We start from the raw sequence: 20,940 nt of genomic DNA, 5'->3' as shown, positions 1-20,940 counted from the left end.
TGATGGACACCGAGCGCACCGCACCACCCGAGCACCGAAATCCCTGGCCCGCGCTGTGGGCCCTCGTCATCGGCTTCTTCATGATCCTCGTCGACAGCACCATCGTGGCAGTGGCGAACCCGGCGATCATGAACGACCTGCACACCGACATCAACAAGGTCGTCTGGGTCACCAGCGCCTACCTGCTGGCGTACGCGGTGCCGCTGCTGGTCACCGGCCGCCTCGGTGACCGCTTCGGCCCCAAGAACATCTACCTGATCGGGCTCGTCCTGTTCACCGGGGCGTCGCTGTGGTGCGGCCTCTCCGGCACCATCACCATGCTCATCGTCGCGCGCGTGTTCCAGGGACTCGGCGCCGCACTGATGACGCCGCAGACGATGGCCGTCATCACCCGGACGTTCCCGCCGGACCGCCGCGGCACCGCGATGGGTCTGTGGGGTGCCGTCGCGGGTGTCGCCACCCTCGTCGGACCACTCGCCGGCGGCGTGCTCGTCGACAACCTCGGCTGGGAATGGATCTTCATCGTCAACGTCCCCGTCGGCGTGATCGCGTTCGTGCTGGCCTGGCGGCTCGTGCCCGCGCTGGAGACCCACGAGCACAAGTTCGACATCCCCGGCGTCGTGCTCAGCGCGCTCGGCATGTTCTTCCTCGTGTTCGGCATCCAGGAGGGCAGTTCCTACGACTGGTCGGCGACCGTGCTCGCGTCGATCGCCGCAGGCCTCGTCCTGCTCGGCGTCTTCGTCTGGTACCAGTCCTGGAACAAGAACGAGCCGCTGCTGCCGCTGGGACTGTTCAAGGACCGCAACTTCTCCCTCGCCAACGTGGCGATCACCGCCATGGGATTCGCGATCACCGCGATGGTGCTGCCCTTGATGTTCTACACGCAGGCGGTCCGGGGTCTGTCGCCCACGCGGTCGGCTCTGCTGCTCGTGCCCATGGCTGTCCTCACCGGTGTGTTCGCCCCGTTCATCGGCAAACTCGTGGACCGCACCCACCCGAGGTACATCGCGGGCGCCGGGTTCCTGCTGTTCTCCATCGCGCTCGGCTGGCTGTCCATGGTGATGTCGCCGGACGTGGCGATCTGGGAACTGCTGCTGCCGATCGGGCTGATCGGCCTGGCCAACGCGTGTATCTGGTCGCCGCTCGCGGCCACGGCCACCCACAACCTTCCGCCCCATCAGGCGGGCGCCGGGGCCGGCGTCTACAACACGACCCGCCAGGTCGGCGCGGTCCTCGGCAGCGCCGCGATCGGCGCGCTCATCACGGCCCGCCTGTCCGCGCAGGGGCTGAACGCCGACAGCCAGGAGGCCGGAGTCGGGGAGATGCCCGAGTTCGTGAAGGAACCGTTCGCCACGGCGATGTCGCAGTCGATCTGGCTGCCCGCCGCCGTCCTGCTGGTCGGTTTCGTCGCCTCCGTCTGTTTCGCCCGACCGTTGCGGGAGAAGAAGCCCGGCGTCAGTGCGGACGACGCAGCCAGTCGGGAAACATCACTGCGGGGTTGAGGTAGTCGTCGGGGTCGAATGCCCGCTTGATCGTCCACATCGCGCCGATGTCCTCGCGGCTGAGCGCGAGGTCCAGGTAGTTGCGTTTGTGCGCGCCGACGCCGTGTTCGGAGGCGATGTTGCCGCCGTGGTCGCGGATCAGTTCCGTCACCGGCCGGTACAGCACGGACTCGTCGGGGCAGCGCAGCACGTTGAGGTGGACGTTGCCGTCGGCGACGTGCCCGAACAGTATCGGGACTGCGTCGGGTGCCCGGCTCGCCACCAGCGCGACGGCGTCGGCGACGAACGCGGCGAGGGTGTCCAGCGGGAGGGCGGCGTCGAACTTCAGCGGAGGGCCGAACAATCCGACCACGTCCGCGAACGCATCCCGCGCCGCCCACACCCGGGCGCGGCCTGCGGGATCGATCCCGACGGCGGGTTCGTCGGCGGGAGCGCACCGCTCCAGCGCGTCGGCGAGTTCGCCGGTGAGGTCGCGGTTGCCGGCCAGTTCCACCAGCAGATACCACGGCAGACCCGTGGGAACCGCGAAACCGAGCCGCGCCGAGGCCAATTCGAGCCCGCGGCCGTCGAGCATCTCCACGGCATCCACCCCGTCGAGCCGCCGGACGACGTGCACCGCGTCGATCAACCCGGACAGGTGCGCGAAGCCGGCGAGGGCGGTCACCCGGAACTCCGGCACCGGGTGCAGCGCCAGATCCACGGCCGTGACCACACCGAGGGTGCCCTCGCTGCCCACCCACAGCGCGGGCAGGTCGTATCCGCAGTTCTCGGCGCCCACCCGCATGCGGCGCCGCACGATCGCCCCGTCGGGGAGCACCACCTCCAGGCCCAGCACCTGCGCGGACATGTGCCCGTACCGCACGGTGTGCACGCCGCCGGCGTTGGTGGACACCATGCCGCCGATCGTCGCGGAATCGCGGGAGGCGAGGTCGACGCCGAACAGCAGTGCGGCGTCGGACGCGGCGCGTCGTACTGCCGCGAGGGTGACCCCGGCGCCGACGGTGACGCGCAGATTGTCGCGGTCGACGGCCCCGACCGCGGTCAGCCGTTCCGTCGACAGCAGCACGTCGTCGTGCTCGGGAACCGTGCCCGCTTCGAGTCCGGTGCGGCCGCCCTGCACCGTGACCTTCATCCCGGCCCGGCGGCAGATGCCCAGTACGGGCGAGACTTCCGCGGCATCGGCCGGCCGGACCAGTGCGCTCGCCCGCCCGCTGTAGCGCCCCGTGTGGTCGGTGGCGCGGGCGGCGAGCACGTCCGCGTCCACGGTCACGAACCGTTCCCCGACGACCTCGGCCAGCGCCGCACGCAGCGAGTCCACACCCCGATCGTAGGCGGAACGGGTGTGGCAGTCTGGCCGCATGACTGAGCCTGCCGCCGCGCATCCCACCCGACTCGAGCGTGTCCGCACCGACGCCGGCGCCGAGATCGCGATCCTGACGTTCGCCCACGGCCCACTGAACCTCTTCGATCAGGCGATGTTCGACGCCGTGCAGGCCGACGTCGCGGCGCTCGCCGAGGACCCGCCGCGCGCGGTGCTCCTGCGCGCGGAGGGCAAGGTGGTTTCCGCGGGGGTGGACGTCCACGTGTTCGACGGGCTCACCGCGGAGCAGGGCGCGGACCTGTGGCAGGAGTTGTTCGCCGAGATCTGCCATCCGCTGGAGGCGTTGCCGTGCCCCGTCGTGTACGCGGCGCACGGGCTGACGCTGACCGCCGCCTTCGAGATCGCCCTCGCCTGCGACATCATCCTCGCCGCGCCGAAGGCGAAGTTCGGACTCGTCGAGACGGTGGTGGGGCTGACCCCGTCGATGGGCGGTCCGCAGCGGCTGGCCGAGCGGGCGGGATCCGGCCGCGCCCGGGAACTGGTGATGACCGGCGACCTGTACGACGCGACGACGCTGCACGCCTGGGGTGTGGTCAACGCCGTCCACGAGGACGTCGACGGGCAGGCCCGCGCGCTCGCCGCACGCCTGGCGGACGGGCCGACGCGCGCACACGACGCCACGAAGCAGATCATCTCCGCGTGGCGGTCGGGTGGAGTCGCGCACGCCGACTCGATCACTCCCGACGTGTCGGGGGCGCTGTTCGAGACGGAGGACCTCCGGGGTGCGGTACGCAGCTTCCTCGACGTGGGACCGGGCAAGGCGACGTACCGCGGCAGGTAGGCGTCGGCGATCCGCTCCCCGCAACTGTGACGGGCGTCATATAGTCGTGGCAAACGTCCCGGTCGCGCAGCGGAGGTGCAGATGTCGTCGTCCCTCGTCGAGTACCCGAGTAGTGGTCCGTTCTTCCACGACGATCGCGTGGTCCGCGGTCGTGACGGCCTGCTCCGGTACGGCGGCCTCAACCCGTCGCTCACCGAACTGCTCGACATTTCCGTGCACCGTTACGCGGGCCGGGTCGCCGTCGAGGAGGACGGTGGCCGGTCGCTCACGTTCTCGCAACTGTGGACGTCCGCGGCCCGGGTGGCGGGCGGGCTGAAGTCGAAGGGCGTCGAGATCGGCGACCGGGTCGCGGTCCGGCAGCCCATGGGGGTCCGCTGGGTGGAGGCGTTCCTCGGGGTGCTGCTCGCCGGTGGCGTGCCGGTCGGGGTGAGCCCGGCGCTCGACGACGCGCGGACCGGTCAGGTGCTCGCCGACAGCCAGTCGGTGCTGACTCTCGACGGCGAACTGCCGGAAGGCATCTCGTTCATCGACGACGGGGCGAGCCCGGACGAGCTGGTGCTGCTGTCGTACACGCCGGGCCCGTCGGAGTCTCCGAAGGGTGTGGAGCTGAGCAACGAGAACGTCCTCTCGACCATCGAATCCGTGCTCCACGCACGCGGGTTCAGCTCCGAGGGACTGCGGAATCTCCTCGTCGAGCCCGAACTGCACACCGTGGGATCGCTCGTCGAACTGCTCTCGACGCTGGTCGTGGGCGGAACGGTGCTGCTGACGGGGAGTACCGACGCGGCGTCGTGGCGCGGCACCGGAGCCGACGTGCTCACCGCGGCGCCCGCCGTGCTCCTGCGCGCCGTGGAGAGTTCACGGGTGACGAGTTTCGGCCGGCGCGCGGTGCGCTGGATCGACTACAGCGGCTCGGGCCTGTCCCTCGACCAGTCGCAACTCCTCCGGCGGACGTTCCCCGAGGCCCGGCATTTCCTCGGGTGGGGCATGACCGAGACGTGCGGCGCCGGGCTGGCGTTGCCCGACGAGTGCGCTCTGACACACGCGGGCAGTGTCGGCGTCGCGTTCGGAGGGATGGAGGTGGCGCTCCTCGGGCCCGACGCCGGCCGCGGGGTCGGCGAATTGCTGTGTCGCGGTCCGGGAGTCAGCCGCGGCTACTGGAACCGCCCCGAGGTCACCGCGAAGACGTTCACCGGTGGCTGGTTTCACACCGGCGACACCGCGAATATCGACGGCGACGGCTTCGTCCGTATCGTCGACCGCGACACCGCTGCCTAGGTGGTGCGAAAGGCAGGTATCCACCCGTGAGCTCTCCCGTCGCCGAGCTGCACATGCACATCGAGGGTTCCCTCGAGCCCGAGCTGATCTTCGCGCTGGCCGAACGGAATTCCGTGCCGCTGCCGTACGCGGACCTCGACGATCTCCGCTCGCGGTACCAGTTCACCGATCTGCAGTCGTTCCTCGACCTGTATTTCGCCAACATGCAGGTGCTGCGGACGGCCCAGGACTTCGCGGACCTCACCCGCGCCTACTTCGCGCGGGCGTCCGCGGGCGGCGTCGCGCACGTGGAGTTCTTCTTCAACCCGCAGGCCCACGTCAATCGTGGTGTTCCGCTGCACGACGTGCTCGACGGGATCATGGACGCGGTGAGCACCAGCGAGCGGGAGTTCGGTCTCAGCAGTGCCGCCATCGCCGCGATCCTGCGCGACCGTCCCGTGCACGAGGCGGAGGAAGTGTTCTCCGAGATCATCCGGTTGCAGACACCGATCGTCGGGCTCGGACTGGACTCGGCCGAGGTGGGCAACCCGCCGTCGCTGTTCGAGGACGTGTTCGCCCGCGCCCGGTCGGAGGGGCTGCACGTGGTCGCCCACGCCGGGGAGGAGGGGCCGCCGGAGTACATCTGGCAGGCGCTCGATCTGCTCGGCGCCGAGCGCATCGACCACGGGGTACGGGCGCTGGAGGACCCGGCTCTGGTGGCGCGCCTGGTGGACGAGGAAGTGCCGCTGACCGTGTGCCCGCTGTCGAACGTGCGGCTGTGCGTCGTCGACTCGCTGTCCGAGCACCCCCTGCGGGCCATGCTCGAGGCCGGTCTGCTCGTCACCGTCAACTCCGACGACCCCGCGTATTTCGGCGGGTACGTCGACGACAACTTCGCGCAACTGCGGGACCAGCTCGGTCTCACCGACGCCGAGCGGGACACCCTGGCCCGCAACTCGATCACGGCGTCGTTCGCGAGCGACGCGCGCAAGGCGCAACTGCTCCGCGGCTGACGGCCCGGTCGTCAGTCCGTCAGCCCCGTGTCGCCGAGACTCGCGACGACGGCCAGGACGTCGCGGTCGCGGCCGTACGGCCCGACCAGGCACAGGCCCACGGGAACCCCGTCGTCGGTGCGCAACGGCACGGTCGCGTTGGGCAGTCCCGAGATGGACGCCAGACACGTGAGCATGCCGGTGGCGCGCATCGTGTTCCGGAACCGTCCGCCGCCGGGGTCGCTCGCACGCTCGGGGGCGACGGACGACGTCGCGGGCAGCAGGAGCAGGCGGTCACCCACATACGCGGTGATCGTCTGCGACGCCTCGGCGAGCATGGTCAGCTTCCGCCCGTACGTCGTCTCCCAGATGCGGCTGGCGTCGGCGAAATTGCGGCCGGATTCGTCGCCGAGCGACGACATCGCCTGGCTCACCCACTCGCCGTGCAGCCGCCACGCCTCGTAGCCCTGTACATCGACGACGGCGTCGTACCAGTCGGGCAGCCGCCCGATGTCCGTGTCGGTCCACGTCAGCCGCGGAAGGGAACTCTTCTCCCACGCGGTCAGGGCGCGCCGCACCGCGCCGAGCGCCGCCGCCTCGGCGACGGCGTTGATGCCGTCCGAGGTGAGCGCGCCGCGGAACGGGGACTCCGCGGTGAGGGGGAGGACGGCGCCGGACACCGCGACGAGCGTGTCGACGTCGCTGCACACCCATGCCGGGGTGTCGAACGTGGGGGACAGCGGGAACAGTCCGTCGGTGGAGACGGCGCCCCGGGACGGCGCGAAGCCGTACAGGCCCTGATACGACGCCGGGATGCGGACGGAACCGGTGGTGTCGACGCCCAATCCGATGTCGGCGGCACCCTGCGCGACCGCACTCGCGGCGCCCGACGTCGCGCCGCCGGGGAGGTGGTCCTCGGCGCGGGGGTTGGGCGGCGTCCCGAACTGCCGGTTGACGCCGGAATGTCCGTAACCGAGGTCGTCGGTCTGCGCGAGACCGACGACGCGGGCGCCCTGCCCGAGGAGGCGCGCCACCACCGCGGCGGTACCGGTTTCGACGGGCGCCTCGGCGAGTCTTCGCCCGCTGCCCGCGCCGATCTGCTGTCCCGCAACGGCATACAGGTCCGTCACGGCCAGTCGCATGCCTGCGAGGGGGCCGTCGCCGGTCGGGGCGACCAGCGGATCCCCCTGCACACGCCACGTCGCCTTGTCGACGGGCGCGAACTCGGACACCGCCCCGCCGCTCGGAACGGACAGGCCGTCGGGCAGCGGCGGAACCTCCGGATCGTGCAGGCGTTCCCCGCAGGCGCCGAGCATCGCGGCACCGAACGCCGCCGCCCCGGAGGCGCCCGCGACGCGAAGGAAGTTGCGACGGTCGAAAGATCGACTGGGGGCCACCTATCCCACGTTAGCGACCGAGGACGGTCCGGAGGTACGCGTTGTCGAACATTCGCCCGGGATCGTACTTGTCGCGCACGGCGAGGAACTCGTCGAAGTTCGGGTATGCGGGCCGCAGGTCCTCGGCGGTGCGGCCGTGCATCTTGCCCCAGTGCGGTCGCCCGTCCGCCTCCCGGGCGATGGCCTCGACGGCGGAGAAGTACCGTTCGTGGTCGCGGCGGTGGTACTGGTGCACCGCGATGTACGCCGTGTCCCGCCCGTTCGCCGTCGACAGCCACACGTCGTCGCCCGCGGCGAAGCGGACCTCGACGGGGAACGCAACCGTGAAGGCGGACTTCTCCACCCACGCGTCGATCGCCGCGAGGGTGTCCGGAAGTGCCTCGGTGGGTACCGCGTACTCCATCTCGCGGAACTTCACCCGGCGCTCCGACGCGAAGACGCGGTAGCTGCGGTCCGTGAATTCGCGCGGGCTCAGCATGCGGGAGGAGAGCCGATTGATCTTCGGAATCGTCGACGGCGCAAGGCTCGCCACCCTGTTGATGCCCTCGAACAGGATGTTGGAGAGCAGTTCGTCGTCGACGTAGGCGCGGACCGGGTGGAGTGGGGACGTCGGGGTGTCGCCGGGCAACCGGGTGTTGCGCTTCGTCAGGACGCGGCGCGTGTGCGGGAACCAGTAGAACTCGAAGTGGTCGACCGTGGCGCGGTCGTGGTCGAGACGGTCGAGGGTGGCATCGAGCGACTCCGGTTTCTCGACGGCGTGCATCACGTAGTTCGGCACGCACTGGAGCGTGGCCTTCGCGATGATGCCGACCGCGCCGAGGCCCAGGCGTGCGGCCTCGAACAGTTCGGGATTCTCGGTGGGGGAGCAGTCGGCCACCGAGCCGTCCGCCAGCACCACCTGCAGGGCGCGTACCTGGGTTGCGAGACCTCCGAAACGCGCTCCGGTGCCGTGTGTTCCGGTGGACAGCGCACCCGCGACGGACTGCACGTCGATGTCGCCCAGGTTGATCATGGCCAGGCCGCGGTGCCAGAGTTGCTCGCTCAGATCGTGCAGTCGCGTGCCGGCGAGGACGGTGACAAGGGCGCCCGCCGGTTCGTCGAGGGTGACGGATTCGATGCCGGTGAGGGCGTCGAGGCTGACCAGGATGCCGTCGGTGACGGCGACCCCGGTGAAGGAGTGGCCCGACCCCACGGCCTTGACCCGCTGTCCCTGCCGCGCGGCACCGCCGACGAGTGCGCAGAGGTCCGCCACCGAGCGTGGGGTCGCGAAGCGCAGCGGGTTCGCCGTCTCGGTGCCCGCCCAGTTGCGCCATGTGTCCTGTGCCATTCGCCCATCATGAACCTGGACGCTCGTCCAGGCAAATGCCGGGTTGGTCGGGCGTCCGTGTTGGTCGCGGGGGATCCCCCCTCAGGTTCTACGATCAGAGGATGCTGAACAGGCTTCCTGCGGATGAACGTCGTGCCCAACTCGTCGAGTCGGCGCTGGCCATCGCGGAGCAGCGCGGCGTCGCATCGGTCACGGTGCGCGCCGTGGCGGAGGAGGCGGGTGTCTCTCTCGGTGTGGTGCACTACTGCTTCGAGAGCAAGGAAGAGCTCCTCGCCGCGATGGGCGAGAGCCTGGTCCTGCAGCTCAGCGCGTCGATGCGGCTGGCGTTCGGTCAGGTGCGGCACGCGCCGGACCTGCGCGGGATCGACGGTCTGCGAGAACTGCTCCACATCGGGATCAGCGGGATGTGGCCGATCATCGAGGCCACCCCGGACCGTCAGTTGCTGACGTACGAGATCACCGCGCAGGCGTTGCGGCACCGGGCGTCCGGGAGCGAGCGGGCAGGCGACATCGCCGGTCAGCAGTACCGGACGATGGACGAGGAGGCGATCGAGTTCCTCGCCGAGTGCGCCCGGATCGCCGGCGTCGGGTGGGGCACTCCGGTCGAGGCGATCGCGCGGTTCGGGCTGGCCATGCTCGACGGGCTCGTGCTGCGGTGGCTCGTCGACCGGGACAGCGAGGCGATGATTGCGGCGCTGGACGAGATGGTGCAGGTGATCACGGCGAAGGCGGTCGAGCAGGCCTGATCCGGCGCCCTTGATCTGGACAATCGTCCAACTCGATGGTTGACTGGCTCTCAGATCGATGCCCGACGATTGGACGAACTGTGACGCCCACGCTCGACCGTCTCATCGCCTCGACCACCGAGATCGACCCGCCGCTGGCCGCGCTCGACCTGCCCACGCTGCGCGCCAACGCCGCCGACCTGGTCCGGCGCGCCGGCGGCACCCCGGTCCGGGTCGCCAGCAAATCCGTCCGCTGCCGCGCGGTACTCCAGGTCGCGCTCGGTGAGAACCTCACCGCGGCCGGGGGCTTCCGCGGGATCATGGCGTACTCCCTCCGCGAGGCGATCTGGCTCGCGCGGCACGGCGCGCAGGACATCCTCATGGGCTACCCGACAGCCGACCGCGGCGCCCTCGCCGCAGTGGCGGCCGAACCCGAACTGCTGAACCGGATCACCCTCATGGTCGACAGCGACGACCACCTCGACTTCATTACCGCCGCTGCAGGCACCACGTCCCACCGGGCCCGGCTGTGCATCGACGTGGACGCGTCGCTGCGGCTCGGACCCGTCCACATCGGGGTCCGCCGCTCCCCGCTCCGCGAACCGTCCGCCGTCGCCGCGTTCGCGAAACGCGCCGCCGCGCGCGGGTTCGCCGTCGTCGGGGTCATGTTCTACGAAGCGCAGATCGCGGGACTGCCCGACTCGAGTCCGCCGATCGGCTGGATGAAGCGGGCGTCCGCCAGAGAACTCGCGACCCGGCGCGGCGCCGTGGTGAACGCCGTGCAGTCGGAGGTCGGGGCGCTCGAGATCGTCAACAGCGGAGGCACCGGTTCGCTCGAGGTGAGTTCCGCCGACCCGGTCGTGACGGAGGTGACCGCCGGTTCCGGTCTGTACGTGCCCACGCTCTTCGACCGCTACCGCTCGTTCCGCCCGCACCCGTCGCTGTACTTCGCGCTCTCGACGGTCCGGCGGCCGGCACCCGGCATCGCGACGCTGTTCGGCGGCGGCTACATCGCCTCCGGACCCGCCGGGCGCAGCCGCGTGCCCGCACCGACGCGGCCGACGGGCCTGAAGCTACTGCGCAACGAGGGCGCCGGCGAGGTGCAGACCCCCGTGACCGGAAGAGCGGCAGCCGATCTCGGCATCGGCGACCGGGTGTGGTTCCGGCACGCGAAGGCCGGCGAACTGTGCGAGCGGTTCACCGAGGTGCACGTCGTCGAGTCGGACGGATCCTGCACCGCCGTCCCCACCTACCGCGGCGAAGGTCAGTGCTTCGGCTGACCGGTGAGCCGCATGAAGGCGCCCAGCTCGGTCAGCCCTTCCGGGGTGCTCGGCATGTACTGCGTCAGCGATTCCGAGCGGACGATGATCGCCGCCCACTTGCCGCGTGAGACCGCCACGTTCATCCGGTTCCGCGACAGCAGGAACGACATGCCGCGCGGCACGTCCTCGATCGCGGACGCGGTCATCGACACGATGGCGACGGCCGCCTCCCGCCCCTGGAACTTGTCGACCGTGCCCACCTCGACCTTGTCGAGGCCGACAGCGGCGAGATCGCGTTCGATCAACCCGACCTGCGCGTTGTACGGCGCCACCACCAGGATGTCGGACTCGTCGAGCGGGCGGGTGCCCTCGAACTCGCTGGGGTCGGTCCAGCCGGATCCGAGCAGCTTCGTGATCCGGTTGACCACTTCCCGCGATTCCTCGGGGGACTGGGTGGCGTTGCCCTGGTGGTCGACGAAGACGGTGTGCACCCCGGCGGCCGTGCCGTCGAGCCGCCGTGCGGCACTGGCCGATTCCTGCGAACGCAGCTTGCCGTCGTACGACAGCGTCGAGACGGGAGCGCACAGCTGAGGATGCATCCGCCACGTGCGTTCCAGGAAGTAGCCCCGGCTCGCGGGCAGCGCCCCGTGCCCCTCGGCGAGCCACCCGAGAGCCGACGCGTCCACCGGTTCCGGGTGGGTGCCCTGGCTGACCTGGGGGAGCTGCTGGGGATCGCCGAGCAGCAGGAGATTGCGGGCCGCACCGCCCACCGCGATGGTGTTGGCGAGAGCGAACTGCCCGGCCTCGTCGATGACCAGCAGGTCGAGGCTGCCGGGTGGCACGCGGTCGGTGTTCGCGAAGTCCCAGGCGGTCCCGCCGATCACGCAGCCCGTCCCCTCCGCCTGATCGATGAAGCCCGGATAGTCGTTGGAACTGATGTCGGTCCACGTCGCGGCGCGATGCCGCCCGTCCTTCTTCGCGACGAGTTCGGCGGGGAGCCCGGCCTTCACGACGCCCCCGAGCATGTTCTCGATCACCGAATGTGATTGCGCGACCACGCCGATCCGCCAGTGGTGCTGTTCGACGAGTGCCTTGATCACCCGGGCCCCGGTGTACGTCTTGCCGGTGCCGGGCGGACCCTGCACCGCGACGTACGAGTCCTCGAGGTCGAGCAGGGCCGCGGTGATCGCGCCCGCGTAGTCCGTGCCGTCGACGGGCGGGAGCGGATTCCCGCTGCGGGTGCGCGGATCGGACCGCCGCAGGATGTCCACCGACGCGCACAGTGGGAGTTCCGGCAACGGTGAGCACATCCCGTCCGCGGCCACCGCGATCGCCGATTCGATGCGGTCGGTGGTGATCGGCGGCCCCGGGGTGATCGCCGTCGGAAGTTGGCCGTACTCCTCACCGTTCAGGAGTTCTTCGACGATCACCACGTCGCGGCGGCGGCCGTCCTTCCCGACCTCCAGCACGTTGACCGTGCACGTTCCCCGCTGCTGCGGATTGTCGCCCGCGACCGCCTCCGGCGCGGGAGTGTCGTACAGCGCGTACATCGTGGTCTTGGGCCCCACCGTGCTCCCGGTCCCGAACCGGCCGGTGAGCTCGAGACGCCGGCGCAGCTTGCGCTGCCGGGGGCTGCTCTTGTGCCAGTTCTCCTCGATCACCGCGGACGACACCACCAGGACGTCCCGGACGTCGGACAGTTCGTCGTGCGGCACGACCAGCCGATCGAAGTGCGCCCACCAGAACGGTTTCCGCTCGCGCCGGTGATAGCCGACGGCCGCCGCCATTAGTGCGGCGGCCTGCTGGTCGTGTTCCCGGTGCTCGCTCGGTCCGTGCCCGGCGAATTCGCGCAACGCCGCCTCGGCGGGCGTGCATTCCTCGGTCACCGGCGTGGGCCCGTCGCCCGGCGGCCGGAGCGCCACGCCGTGCGTCCGCGCCTGCCCGATCAGCCAGTCGCGCAGCCGCAAAGTGGAATCGCAGTCGTACCGGTTGTAGTCGGCGATGCCCTGCAGCAGTTCGCGGGCCGCCTCGTCGCGGCCGTTGTCGCGGTGTTCGCAGTAGTCGGCGTACGCGACCACCGATGCGGCGGCGTTGGTGACGTCGCCGTCGCGCGGCTGCTCCGGCATGTACAGCGGCTCGAGTTTCTTGATGCTGTAGGACCGTTCGCCGACCCGCAGGCACCCGCGCACCACCGGGTACAGGTCGACGAGGACGTTGTCGCGCAGCAGGGTGTCGACGGTCTCCTCGCCGACGCCGTGCCGCCCCGCCAGTCGCAGCAGCGCCGACTTCTCGTACGCGGCGTAGTGGTAGATGTGCATGTTCGGGTACTGCTGACGCCGCGCGGTCACGTAGTCGAGGAAGTCGACGAGGGCCTGCCGCTCCTCCGCGCGGTCGTGCGCCCAGAACGGCCGGAACACGGCGGCGTCGGCGGGGCCCTCGACCACGCCGAAGAGGTATTCGAGACCCCAGTCGGTGGAACCGTTCTCGGCCCACAACGGGTCTCCCTCGAAGTCGAAGAAGATGTCGCCGTCGTCCGGTTCCGGCAGCCCACCCAGGGCCTGCGGGGCGTACAGCTGGAACTCCGGGGTGCCCGAGGACTCCTGCCGCAACTGCAGGGCAGCCTGGGCGCGCAACGATTCCAGGGTGCGCTCGGGCAGCCCCTCGACGCTGCCCTCGTGCGCGGCGAGGGCGTCGAGAGTGCCGACCCCGGCCGCGATCAGCCGGCTCCGCTGCGTCGAGCGCATTCCGGCCACCAGCAGGAGGTCGCGGTGCTGCTCGACCTCCGGGGTGCACGTGTCGCACCGGCCGCACGCCGTGTACCGGGGGTCGCCCCATTCCGCGACCGACTGCTCGTCGCGGTGCTCGTCGAGGATCCGTTCGAGCGACGAGCGTCGCGCGGAGTACACCGGGACGATGTCGCCGAGCGGGTGCGCCGAGTCACTGTCGTCGCCGAGCAGCAGGTGGACGTCCGGGGACGTCGGAATTCCGTTGCCGGCGAGCGCTTCCGCGTAGGCGGCGAGCTGAAGGAGAGCCGACACCTTCGCGTGCCGCGACAGCTTGGTGTCGTAGACGGCGTACGTGTCGCCGTCGCGGACGAGGAAGTCGCAGAAACCCAGGAAGCGGCCGTCGAAGAACGTGCCCTGGTACACGACGTCGGCGCCGCCGCGGATCGCCTCCGTGGTGGCCAGGTTCGCGTCGAACAGTCCCACGGTGGTGTACTCGGGCCGGTCCATCGTGACCACCCCGTCGCCGTACTCGGCGCGGAACTGCTCGAGCCGGCGAAGTTCGTGGGCGTCGCCCAGACTCGACGTCCGTCGCAGCATCGGATCGTCGTCGACGGACGCGGCCGAGGCGGTGGCGCCGCCCAGCCCGAGCGTGGCATCCAACCGGCGCAGCAACGCGAACTCGCAGGTGGCGGCCGCGGCGAGGTCGCTGGCGCTGTAGACGATGGTGTCGTCGAGGAGGAACACAGCTACGTCCCCAGTTCTGCCGGTGAGTTCACCCGGCCGATTGTGCCATCGAGGGGCGACACGTCCAGAATGGCAGCCATGCCCTTCTTCGACGGCCACTCCGGACGAGTCCACTACCGGCACTGGAGCGCGGTGGGAGGACCCGTCGTCCAGCTGGTGTTTCTGCACGGGATGGGACAGCACACAGGGCATTACCACCGGTTCGCGCGCGGCCTCACGGCGGCGGGAATCGGGGTGTGGGGAATCGACCAGGCGGGTCACGGCCTGTCCGAGGGCGACCATCCCGGCAGCGTCGCGGAGCTGGCGGAGGACGCCGCTCTTCTCACCCGTATGGCGGAGCAGCACGCACCGGACGTGCCGCGCGTGCTGATGGGGCATTCCCTCGGGGCCGCCGTCTCGATGGAACTGCTCCTGCGCGGCGATTCCGGATTCCGGGGCGCGATTCTGTGCGGAACCCCGAAGACGGCCGCCGTGCAGCGGACGGCGGACGCGCTGGGATCGCTGGAGATGCCGTTGCTCGCGGTGCACGGCGTGGACGACCGCATGGCCCCGATCGATCCGGTCCGGGACTGGGCGGCGGGGATCCCGGGCCTCGAACTACGGGAATTCGACGACGCCGGACACGACCTTCTGCACGAGAAGGTCCACGCCGCCGTCACCGCGGTGGTCCGCGATTTCGTTCTGGGCGCTGCGCGCCCGTGAGCGGCTGAGGAGTGCTGGGACTCCGTAACCACTCACGGGCGGCGGAGCCGCTTACGCGTAGATGGCCTCGATGGCCGCGCCGTGCTCCTTGTGGATGACGTTGCGTTTGAGCTTCAGCGTGGGCGTGAGCTCACCGGTCTCCTGCGTGAAGTCGACCTCGAGGATGCGGTACTTCTTGATCCGCTCCGGGTTGGACACCTTCTTGTTGCCCTCGGCGACGGCCTCGTCGATCTCGGCGACCAGGTCGGGGTTCTTCACCAGTTCGGACACCGGGGTGTCGGCGGCCAGCCCGTGGCGTTCCTTCCAGCCCGGCAGGGTCTCCGAGTCGAGGGTGATGAGCGCGCCGATGAACGGCTTGCCGTCACCGACCACGAGGCACTGGCTGATCAGCGGGTGCGCGCGCAGGGCGTCCTCGAGGACCGCGGGTGCGACGTTCTTGCCGCCCGCGGTGACGATGATTTCCTTCTTGCGGCCGGTGATCGAGATGTATCCCTCTTCGTCGATCGAGCCGAGGTCGCCGGTGTGGAACCAGCCGTCGCGGATCGAATCCGCGGTGGCCTGCTCGTTGTGCCAGTACCCCCCGAACACGACGGGACCCTTCAGGAGCAGTTCGCCGTCCTCGCCGATCTTCGCGGCGTGCCCGTCGATCGGCTTGCCGACGGTGCCGACCTTCTGCGCGCGGGTGGTGTTCACCGAGATGGCGGCGCTGGTCTCGGTGAGGCCGTAGCCCTCGTACACCGGGACGCCGATGCCGCGGAAGAAGTGCCCGAGGCGGGCACCGAGCGCGGCGCCACCGGAGACGGCGCGGTCGCACTCGCCGCCGAGCGCGGTGCGCAGCTTCGAGTAGACGAGCTTGTCGAACAGGGCGTGCTTGAGCTTGAGACCGAGCCCGGCGCCGCCGTTGTCCTGCGCCTCGCTGTACGCGATGGCCGTGGCGGACGCCTTCTCGAAGATGCTGCCCTTGCCGCCGTCGTACGCCTTCTGCTTGGCGGAGTTGTAGACCTTCTCGAACACGCGCGGCACCGACAGGATGAAGTGCGGCTTGAACGCGGCGAACTGGTCGAGCAGCGTGGTGAGGTCGGCGGTGTGCGCGACCGTCACCTTGGCGTCGAACGCCCCGAACGAGATGGCGCGAGCGAAGACGTGTGCGAGGGGCAGGAACATCAGGGTGCGCCTGCCCGCGTACATCGCGTCGCTGAGCGCCAGCTTCACCGCGGCCGATTCCGCGTAGAAGTTGGAGTGCGTCAACTGCACGCCCTTGGGTCGGCCGGTGGTGCCCGACGTGTAGATGAGGGTCGCGGGGGACGAGGCGCGCACCTGGTGGCGACGCTCGTGCAGCTGCTCGTCGGTGACACCCTCGCCACGGTTCGACAGTTCCTCGATCGCGCCCGCACCCTCGATCTGCAGGACCTCCCGCAGGTCCGGCGCGGCGTCGGTGACGACCTTCAGCGCGTCGGCCTGCTTCGCGTTCTCGACGACCAGCAGCGACGTGCCGGAGTCCTCGAGGATCCACTTGGCCTGATCGGGCGCCGACGTTTCGTAGATGGCGACGGTGCACCCGCCCGCCGTCCAGATCGCGTAGTCGATGACGACCCACTCGTACCGGGTGGCGGACAGGATCGCCACGCGGTCGCCGAGTTCGACGCCCGACGCGATGAGACCCTTCGCGACGGCGGAGACCTGCTCCGCGAACTCGGCGGCGGTGACGTCTACCCAGCCGCCGCCGCCCGGGCGCTTGAACGGAACGAACTTCGGGTCTTCCTCGGCATGACGGAAGACCGTGTCCGCCATGGAGGCGTCCTCCGGAATTGAGAACGACTGCGGTACCGAGAATTCACGCACTATGACCCCTCCACTGAAACGACATGACGGATGTGCATTCGATCACATTTGTCCTAGTTTCGCACCAGGGTCGATGTCCGTTATGTGTATTTCTTGTGTGACCAGCGGAGATTAGTGTAACTCGGCGTAATCAGATAACTCAGGCGGCCTCGTCCCGGCGACGCGAGTTGGCGGACAGCCAGCGCCGGATCGCGTAGTTCAACTGGTCCGGATCGACACCGAGTTCCGTCGCGGTCGCCGCGAGAATCTCCTCGGCGTGGCCGTCGTCGGTGGCGTCCGAGATGCCGAGCGCGCCGCTGATGAAGACGTCCGCCACCCGGTTCGGCCGGACCCCGGGGATCCCCGCCAGCATCAGGAAGTGCGCCCACGTGACGTCGCTGCTCTCCCCGCACACCTCGATCCACGCGTCGTGGATCTGCTCCAGGGCGGCCTCGTCCCGGGCGGCCTCGAGAAGGTCGTCGATGCTGTTGATGCGGAGTTGGTGTAGCCGCTCCGCCGCCAACTGGATGTGACGCGCCTCGATCGGCACGCCGGTGGCGGTGTACCGCCGCTTGTACGAGCCGACCTTGCCCGCCCACTGATCCGAGCTGCCCGCCTCCTCGAACGTGCGGAGCAGGTCGCGGGCGCCGTCGGTGAGGGGTTGGTCGGGGTGTGCCCGCCGGTACGCCAGGTAGCGGTCGACGACGGCGACCTCGCTGTGCCCGGCGCTCGACTGCACCGATTCGATGATGCAGAGCGCGAGGCTGTGCCGGTAGGCATCGGAGGTGACCCAGCCGGACGGGTCGCCCAATCGGTCGCGGCACGCGGTGACGACGGTTTCGACGGTATCGGCAGAGACGGTCACGAGATCCTCCAAAGGCAGTCTGTTCTGTGCTCTGTCCGGTGTATCGACAGGGCCTCCGGGAACGTTGCACTGGAGCTGAAGATTCCTCGAGAACGACCGTCAGTGGGGTGCCAGCAGGTCTGTGACCTCGGTGTCCGAGAGTTGATGAAAATCGGCGTACGCGTTGCCGACGCCGCCGAGATCGGCTGGGGTGTAGGGGCAGACCACCTCGTCGGCGGTCACGCGCAGCCGGCCGACGGCCTCGGGCGCGGCCACCGGGACCGCGACGATCACCCGGGCCGCGCCCAGCTTCTTCACCGACTGGCAGGCCACCGCCGCGGTCGCGCCCGTGGCCATGCCGTCGTCGACGAGGACGGCAACGCGGCCTCTCAGCGGCGCCCGGGGCCTGCCGCCGCGCAGCACCCGTGCCCGTCGCTCGAGTTCGTGGCGCTCCTTGGCCTCCACCATGGCGAGCGACGTCTTGCTGATCCGGGCGATGCGGAGAACATCGTCGTTGATCACCCGGGATTCGCCCTCACCGATGGCGCCCATCGCGAGTTCCGGCTGCCACGGCACACCCAGCTTGCGGACGAGCACGACGTCGAGGGGTGCCGACAGGGCCGCGGCGATCTCGAAGGCGACGGGGACGCCGCCGCGCGGCAGGCCGAGCACCACCAGGTCGGTTCCACGCAGGTGGTCCAGTGCGGCGGCCAGTCGGCGACCGGCGTCGGCGCGACTGGTGTACAACATCGAACGCTCCGTGATCGGGGAGAACTGTTCGTCTCCGACGCTACTCCCGATCGGGTCGCTCAGATCTCGGTGACGGTGAATCGGCGCAGGGCGAGGACCGGATTCTTCTCCCGCACCTCGGTGATCCGTTCCGCATCGACGGCCGCGACCGCGGTGCCCACCCGCTCGCCGAGCGACACGAGGGTCACGCCCATCGGGTCGACGATCATGCTGTTCCCGGCGCCGGTGCGCGCGCTCTGATCGGCGGCCGCCACGTACACGGTGTTCTCGATTGCGCGCGCCCGGATCAGGGTCGACCAGTGATCCTCCTTGAGCGGTCCGGGCACCCACTGCGCCGGCAGCAGCAGCACATCGGCGCCCGCGTCGACGATCCGGCGGGTGACCTCGGGGAACCGGAGGTCGTAGCAGGTCTGCATGCCGAACGTGAGGCCGTCGACGGCGAAGGTCTCCGGGGCGCCGATCTCCCCGGCTCGGATGACGTCGGATTCCTTGTAGCCGAACGCGTCGTACAGGTGGAGTTTGCGGTAGGTGGCGACGATGTCGCCACCGGGCCCGAGCGCGACGAGGGTGTTGGAGATGCGATCGTCCCCGGGCAGCGCCTCGTTGACGCCCGCAACCAGATGGACATCGAGTTCCTTCGCCGTCGCGGCCAGCCCGCCGACGAACTCGCCGTCCAGGGCCTCGGCCGAGTCGACGATCCGCTCGTCCGTTCGGGGCGCCGTGAACATCGCGTACTCCGGCGCCACCACCACCTTCGCGCCGCGGCCCGCGGCCTCGGCGGCGAGCGTGCGGACGGTGCGCAGGTTCTCCTGCTTGTCCTGACCGGGAGCGAACTGGATGACAGCGACATCGACCATGCCGTCCACGCTAGGCGACGACCGCGCGGGGGCGTCGTCCGTCCCGGTCGCCGCGTATTTCCGCGGCGTGGCATTGCAGTGTGGACTCGTGCACTAAACTGCTGGTCAATGAGTGATATCGAGCGTGACCCCGAACCCCCCACTTTTGCCGACCTCGACATCGACGATCGGGTCTTGAAGGCACTGTCCGATGTGGGCTACGAGTCGCCCTCGCCGATCCAGGCCGCCACCATTCCGCCGCTCCTCGCAGGCAACGACGTCGTCGGCCTGGCGCAGACCGGCACCGGCAAGACCGCTGCGTTCGCGGTGCCGATCCTCTCGAAGATCGACCTGACGCAGAAGTCGCCACAGGCGTTGGTCCTGGCGCCGACGCGGGAACTGGCCCTGCAGGTCGCGGAGGCGTTCGGCAAGTACTCCGCCCACATTCCGGGCCTGCACGTGCTGCCGATCTACGGCGGTCAGAGCTACGGCGTCCAGCTGTCGGGGCTCCGGCGCGGCGCGCACGTCGTCGTGGGCACGCCCGGCCGGGTGATCGACCACCTGGAGAAGGGCACCCTCGACCTGTCCAAGCTCTCCTACCTCGTCCTGGACGAGGCCGACGAGATGCTGAAGATGGGGTTCCAGGAGGACGTCGAGCGCATCCTCTCCGACACTCCCGAATACAAGCAGGTCGCCCTCTTCTCGGCCACCATGCCGGGCGCCATCCGCAAGATCTCGAAGCAGTACCTGCACGACCCGGTCGAGATCACGGTGAAGTCGAAGACGTCGACGGCGTCCAACATCTCGCAGCGGTACGTGCAGGTGGCGCACCAGCGCAAACTCGACGCACTCACGCGGGTCCTCGAGGTCGAGGACTTCGGGGCCATGATCATCTTCGTGCGCACCAAGCAGGCCACCGAAGACCTCGCGGAACGACTGCGTTCACGCGGCTTCTCGGCCGCGGCCATCAACGGCGACATCGTGCAGGCCCAGCGTGAGCGGACCATCGGCCAGCTCAAGAGCGGCGCCCTCGACATCCTCGTCGCCACCGACGTGGCCGCGCGTGGCCTGGACGTCGACCGTATCTCCCACGTCGTCAACTACGACATCCCGCACGACACGGAGTCGTACGTCCACCGGATCGGCCGCACCGGTCGCGCCGGGCGCGCGGGCGAGGCGCTGCTGTTCGTGGCGCCGCGCGAACGGCACCTGCTCAAGGCCATCGAGAAGGCGACCCGTCAGCCGCTCGCCGAGATGCAGCTGCCCAGCGTCGACGACGTCAACGCGCAGCGTGTGTCCAAGTTCGGCGACTCGATCACCGAGAGCCTGACCTCCGACAACCTGGCGTTGTTCCGCAAGATGATCGAGGACTACGAGCAGGAGCACGACGTTCCGCTCGCCGACATCGCCGCCGCGCTCGCGGTGCAGTCGCGTGACGGTGAGGCGTTCCTCATGGCGCCCGAACCGCCGCCCGCGCCCCGCCGTGAACGGGAGCCCCGCGAACGCCCGGCGCGCCGTTTCGACGACGGCCCCCCGACGCGCTCGCGTGGACCGGAAGGCCAGGAGCTCGCGACGTACCGCATCGCGGTCGGCAAGCGGCACCGGGTGGTGCCGGGTGCGATCGTCGGTGCCATCGCGAACGAGGGCGGGCTGCGGCGCAGCGACTTCGGGCACATCAGCATCCGCCCGGACCACAGCCTGGTGGAATTGCCGGCCGACCTGTCCAGCGAAACCCTCGAGGCGCTGCGTCGTACCCGGATCTCCGGGGTGCTGATCCAGCTGCAGCCCGATTCGGGGCCGCCGTCGGGTCGTCCGGGCCGTGGTGGCCGCGACGACCGGGCCGGCGGAAAATTCCAGCGTGACCGGGACGGCAGGAAAAGGCCGCGCGAGTAG

At 69.9% G+C, this 20,940-nt stretch carries 16 protein-coding genes; 8 read left to right on the top strand and 8 right to left on the bottom strand.

Annotated elements, in window-relative coordinates; all coding sequences use genetic code 11:
• The first annotated feature begins 2 nt into the window (after positions 1-2).
• The gene (locus tag ACFTZB_RS14240) at positions 3-1,502 is read left to right on the top strand and encodes an MFS transporter (RefSeq protein WP_378432411.1); all 1,500 of its coding nucleotides are present in this window, start codon (positions 3-5) and stop codon (positions 1,500-1,502) included.
• On the opposite strand, the gene ACFTZB_RS14235 is transcribed toward ACFTZB_RS14240, so the two are convergent.
• A complete protein-coding gene (locus ACFTZB_RS14235) occupies positions 1,456-2,820 on the bottom strand; it encodes an FAD-binding oxidoreductase (protein ID WP_378432410.1) in 1,365 nt (454 codons plus the stop codon). The genes ACFTZB_RS14240 and ACFTZB_RS14235 overlap by 47 nt on opposite strands.
• A gap of 40 nt (positions 2,821-2,860) precedes the next feature.
• On the opposite strand from ACFTZB_RS14235, the gene ACFTZB_RS14230 reads away from it, so the two are divergent.
• From ACFTZB_RS14230 to ACFTZB_RS14220, 3 genes are all read left to right on the top strand, one after another.
• Positions 2,861-3,664 (top strand): enoyl-CoA hydratase/isomerase family protein, encoded by an 804-nt coding sequence (locus tag ACFTZB_RS14230; RefSeq protein ID WP_378432409.1) that lies wholly within the window; start codon positions 2,861-2,863, stop codon positions 3,662-3,664.
• 81 nt (positions 3,665-3,745) lie between these two features.
• Positions 3,746-4,942 (top strand): class I adenylate-forming enzyme family protein, encoded by a 1,197-nt coding sequence (locus ACFTZB_RS14225; RefSeq protein WP_378432408.1) that lies wholly within the window; start codon positions 3,746-3,748, stop codon positions 4,940-4,942.
• Between the two features lie 26 nt (positions 4,943-4,968).
• Positions 4,969-5,934, top strand: coding sequence for an adenosine deaminase (locus tag ACFTZB_RS14220; RefSeq protein WP_378432407.1), 966 nt, complete (start codon positions 4,969-4,971; stop codon positions 5,932-5,934).
• An 11-nt stretch (positions 5,935-5,945) separates the two neighbouring features.
• Here ACFTZB_RS14220 and ACFTZB_RS14215 read toward each other — a convergent pair whose 3' ends face one another.
• The gene (locus tag ACFTZB_RS14215) at positions 5,946-7,310 is read right to left on the bottom strand and encodes an amidase family protein (protein WP_378432406.1); all 1,365 of its coding nucleotides are present in this window, start codon (positions 7,308-7,310) and stop codon (positions 5,946-5,948) included.
• A gap of 10 nt (positions 7,311-7,320) precedes the next feature.
• Positions 7,321-8,637, bottom strand: a complete 1,317-nt coding sequence (locus ACFTZB_RS14210) for a D-arabinono-1,4-lactone oxidase (protein ID WP_378432405.1) — start codon at positions 8,635-8,637, stop codon at positions 7,321-7,323.
• A 101-nt stretch (positions 8,638-8,738) separates the two neighbouring features.
• Here ACFTZB_RS14210 and ACFTZB_RS14205 point away from each other — a divergent pair, with 101 nt between their 5' ends.
• Positions 8,739-9,383 (top strand): TetR/AcrR family transcriptional regulator, encoded by a 645-nt coding sequence (locus tag ACFTZB_RS14205; RefSeq protein WP_087558952.1) that lies wholly within the window; start codon positions 8,739-8,741, stop codon positions 9,381-9,383.
• A gap of 80 nt (positions 9,384-9,463) precedes the next feature.
• Positions 9,464-10,642, top strand: a complete 1,179-nt coding sequence (locus tag ACFTZB_RS14200; RefSeq protein WP_378432403.1) for an amino acid deaminase/aldolase — start codon at positions 9,464-9,466, stop codon at positions 10,640-10,642.
• Here the strand turns inward: ACFTZB_RS14200 and ACFTZB_RS14195 are convergent.
• The gene (locus tag ACFTZB_RS14195) at positions 10,627-14,094 is read right to left on the bottom strand and encodes a TM0106 family RecB-like putative nuclease (protein ID WP_378432402.1); all 3,468 of its coding nucleotides are present in this window, start codon (positions 14,092-14,094) and stop codon (positions 10,627-10,629) included. The genes ACFTZB_RS14200 and ACFTZB_RS14195 overlap by 16 nt on opposite strands.
• Positions 14,095-14,172: 78 nt before the next feature.
• On the opposite strand from ACFTZB_RS14195, the gene ACFTZB_RS14190 reads away from it, so the two are divergent.
• On the top strand, positions 14,173-14,796 hold the full coding sequence (locus tag ACFTZB_RS14190; protein WP_378432423.1) for an alpha/beta hydrolase: 624 nt from the start codon (positions 14,173-14,175) through the stop codon (positions 14,794-14,796).
• A 51-nt stretch (positions 14,797-14,847) separates the two neighbouring features.
• Here the strand turns inward: ACFTZB_RS14190 and ACFTZB_RS14185 are convergent, their stop codons facing one another.
• The 4 genes from ACFTZB_RS14185 to ACFTZB_RS14170 all read right to left on the bottom strand — a co-directional run bounded on the left by ACFTZB_RS14185 (position 14,848) and on the right by ACFTZB_RS14170 (position 19,068).
• Complete coding sequence (locus ACFTZB_RS14185) at positions 14,848-16,638, bottom strand: AMP-dependent synthetase/ligase (RefSeq protein WP_378432401.1); 1,791 nt, start codon at positions 16,636-16,638, stop codon at positions 14,848-14,850.
• Positions 16,639-16,777: 139 nt separating this feature from the next.
• Positions 16,778-17,482 (bottom strand): heme peroxidase, encoded by a 705-nt coding sequence (locus ACFTZB_RS14180; protein WP_378432400.1) that lies wholly within the window; start codon positions 17,480-17,482, stop codon positions 16,778-16,780.
• 99 nt (positions 17,483-17,581) lie between these two features.
• The gene (locus ACFTZB_RS14175; protein WP_378432399.1) at positions 17,582-18,211 is read right to left on the bottom strand and encodes a phosphoribosyltransferase; all 630 of its coding nucleotides are present in this window, start codon (positions 18,209-18,211) and stop codon (positions 17,582-17,584) included.
• Between the two features lie 59 nt (positions 18,212-18,270).
• Positions 18,271-19,068, bottom strand: coding sequence for a carbon-nitrogen hydrolase family protein (locus ACFTZB_RS14170; protein ID WP_378432398.1), 798 nt, complete (start codon positions 19,066-19,068; stop codon positions 18,271-18,273).
• Between the two features lie 108 nt (positions 19,069-19,176).
• Between ACFTZB_RS14170 and ACFTZB_RS14165 the strand changes: the two genes are divergently transcribed.
• Positions 19,177-20,940 carry a DEAD/DEAH box helicase gene (locus ACFTZB_RS14165; RefSeq protein WP_378432397.1) on the top strand — a complete coding sequence of 588 codons (1,764 nt, stop codon included), beginning with the start codon at positions 19,177-19,179 and terminating at the stop codon, positions 20,938-20,940.

The organism is Rhodococcus sp. NPDC057014 (assembly GCF_042673295.1).
GTDB lineage: Bacteria > Actinomycetota > Actinomycetes > Mycobacteriales > Mycobacteriaceae > Rhodococcus_F.
The sequence above is the reverse complement of the archived record's forward strand: the minus strand, read 5'-3'. Positions and strand labels throughout refer to the sequence as shown.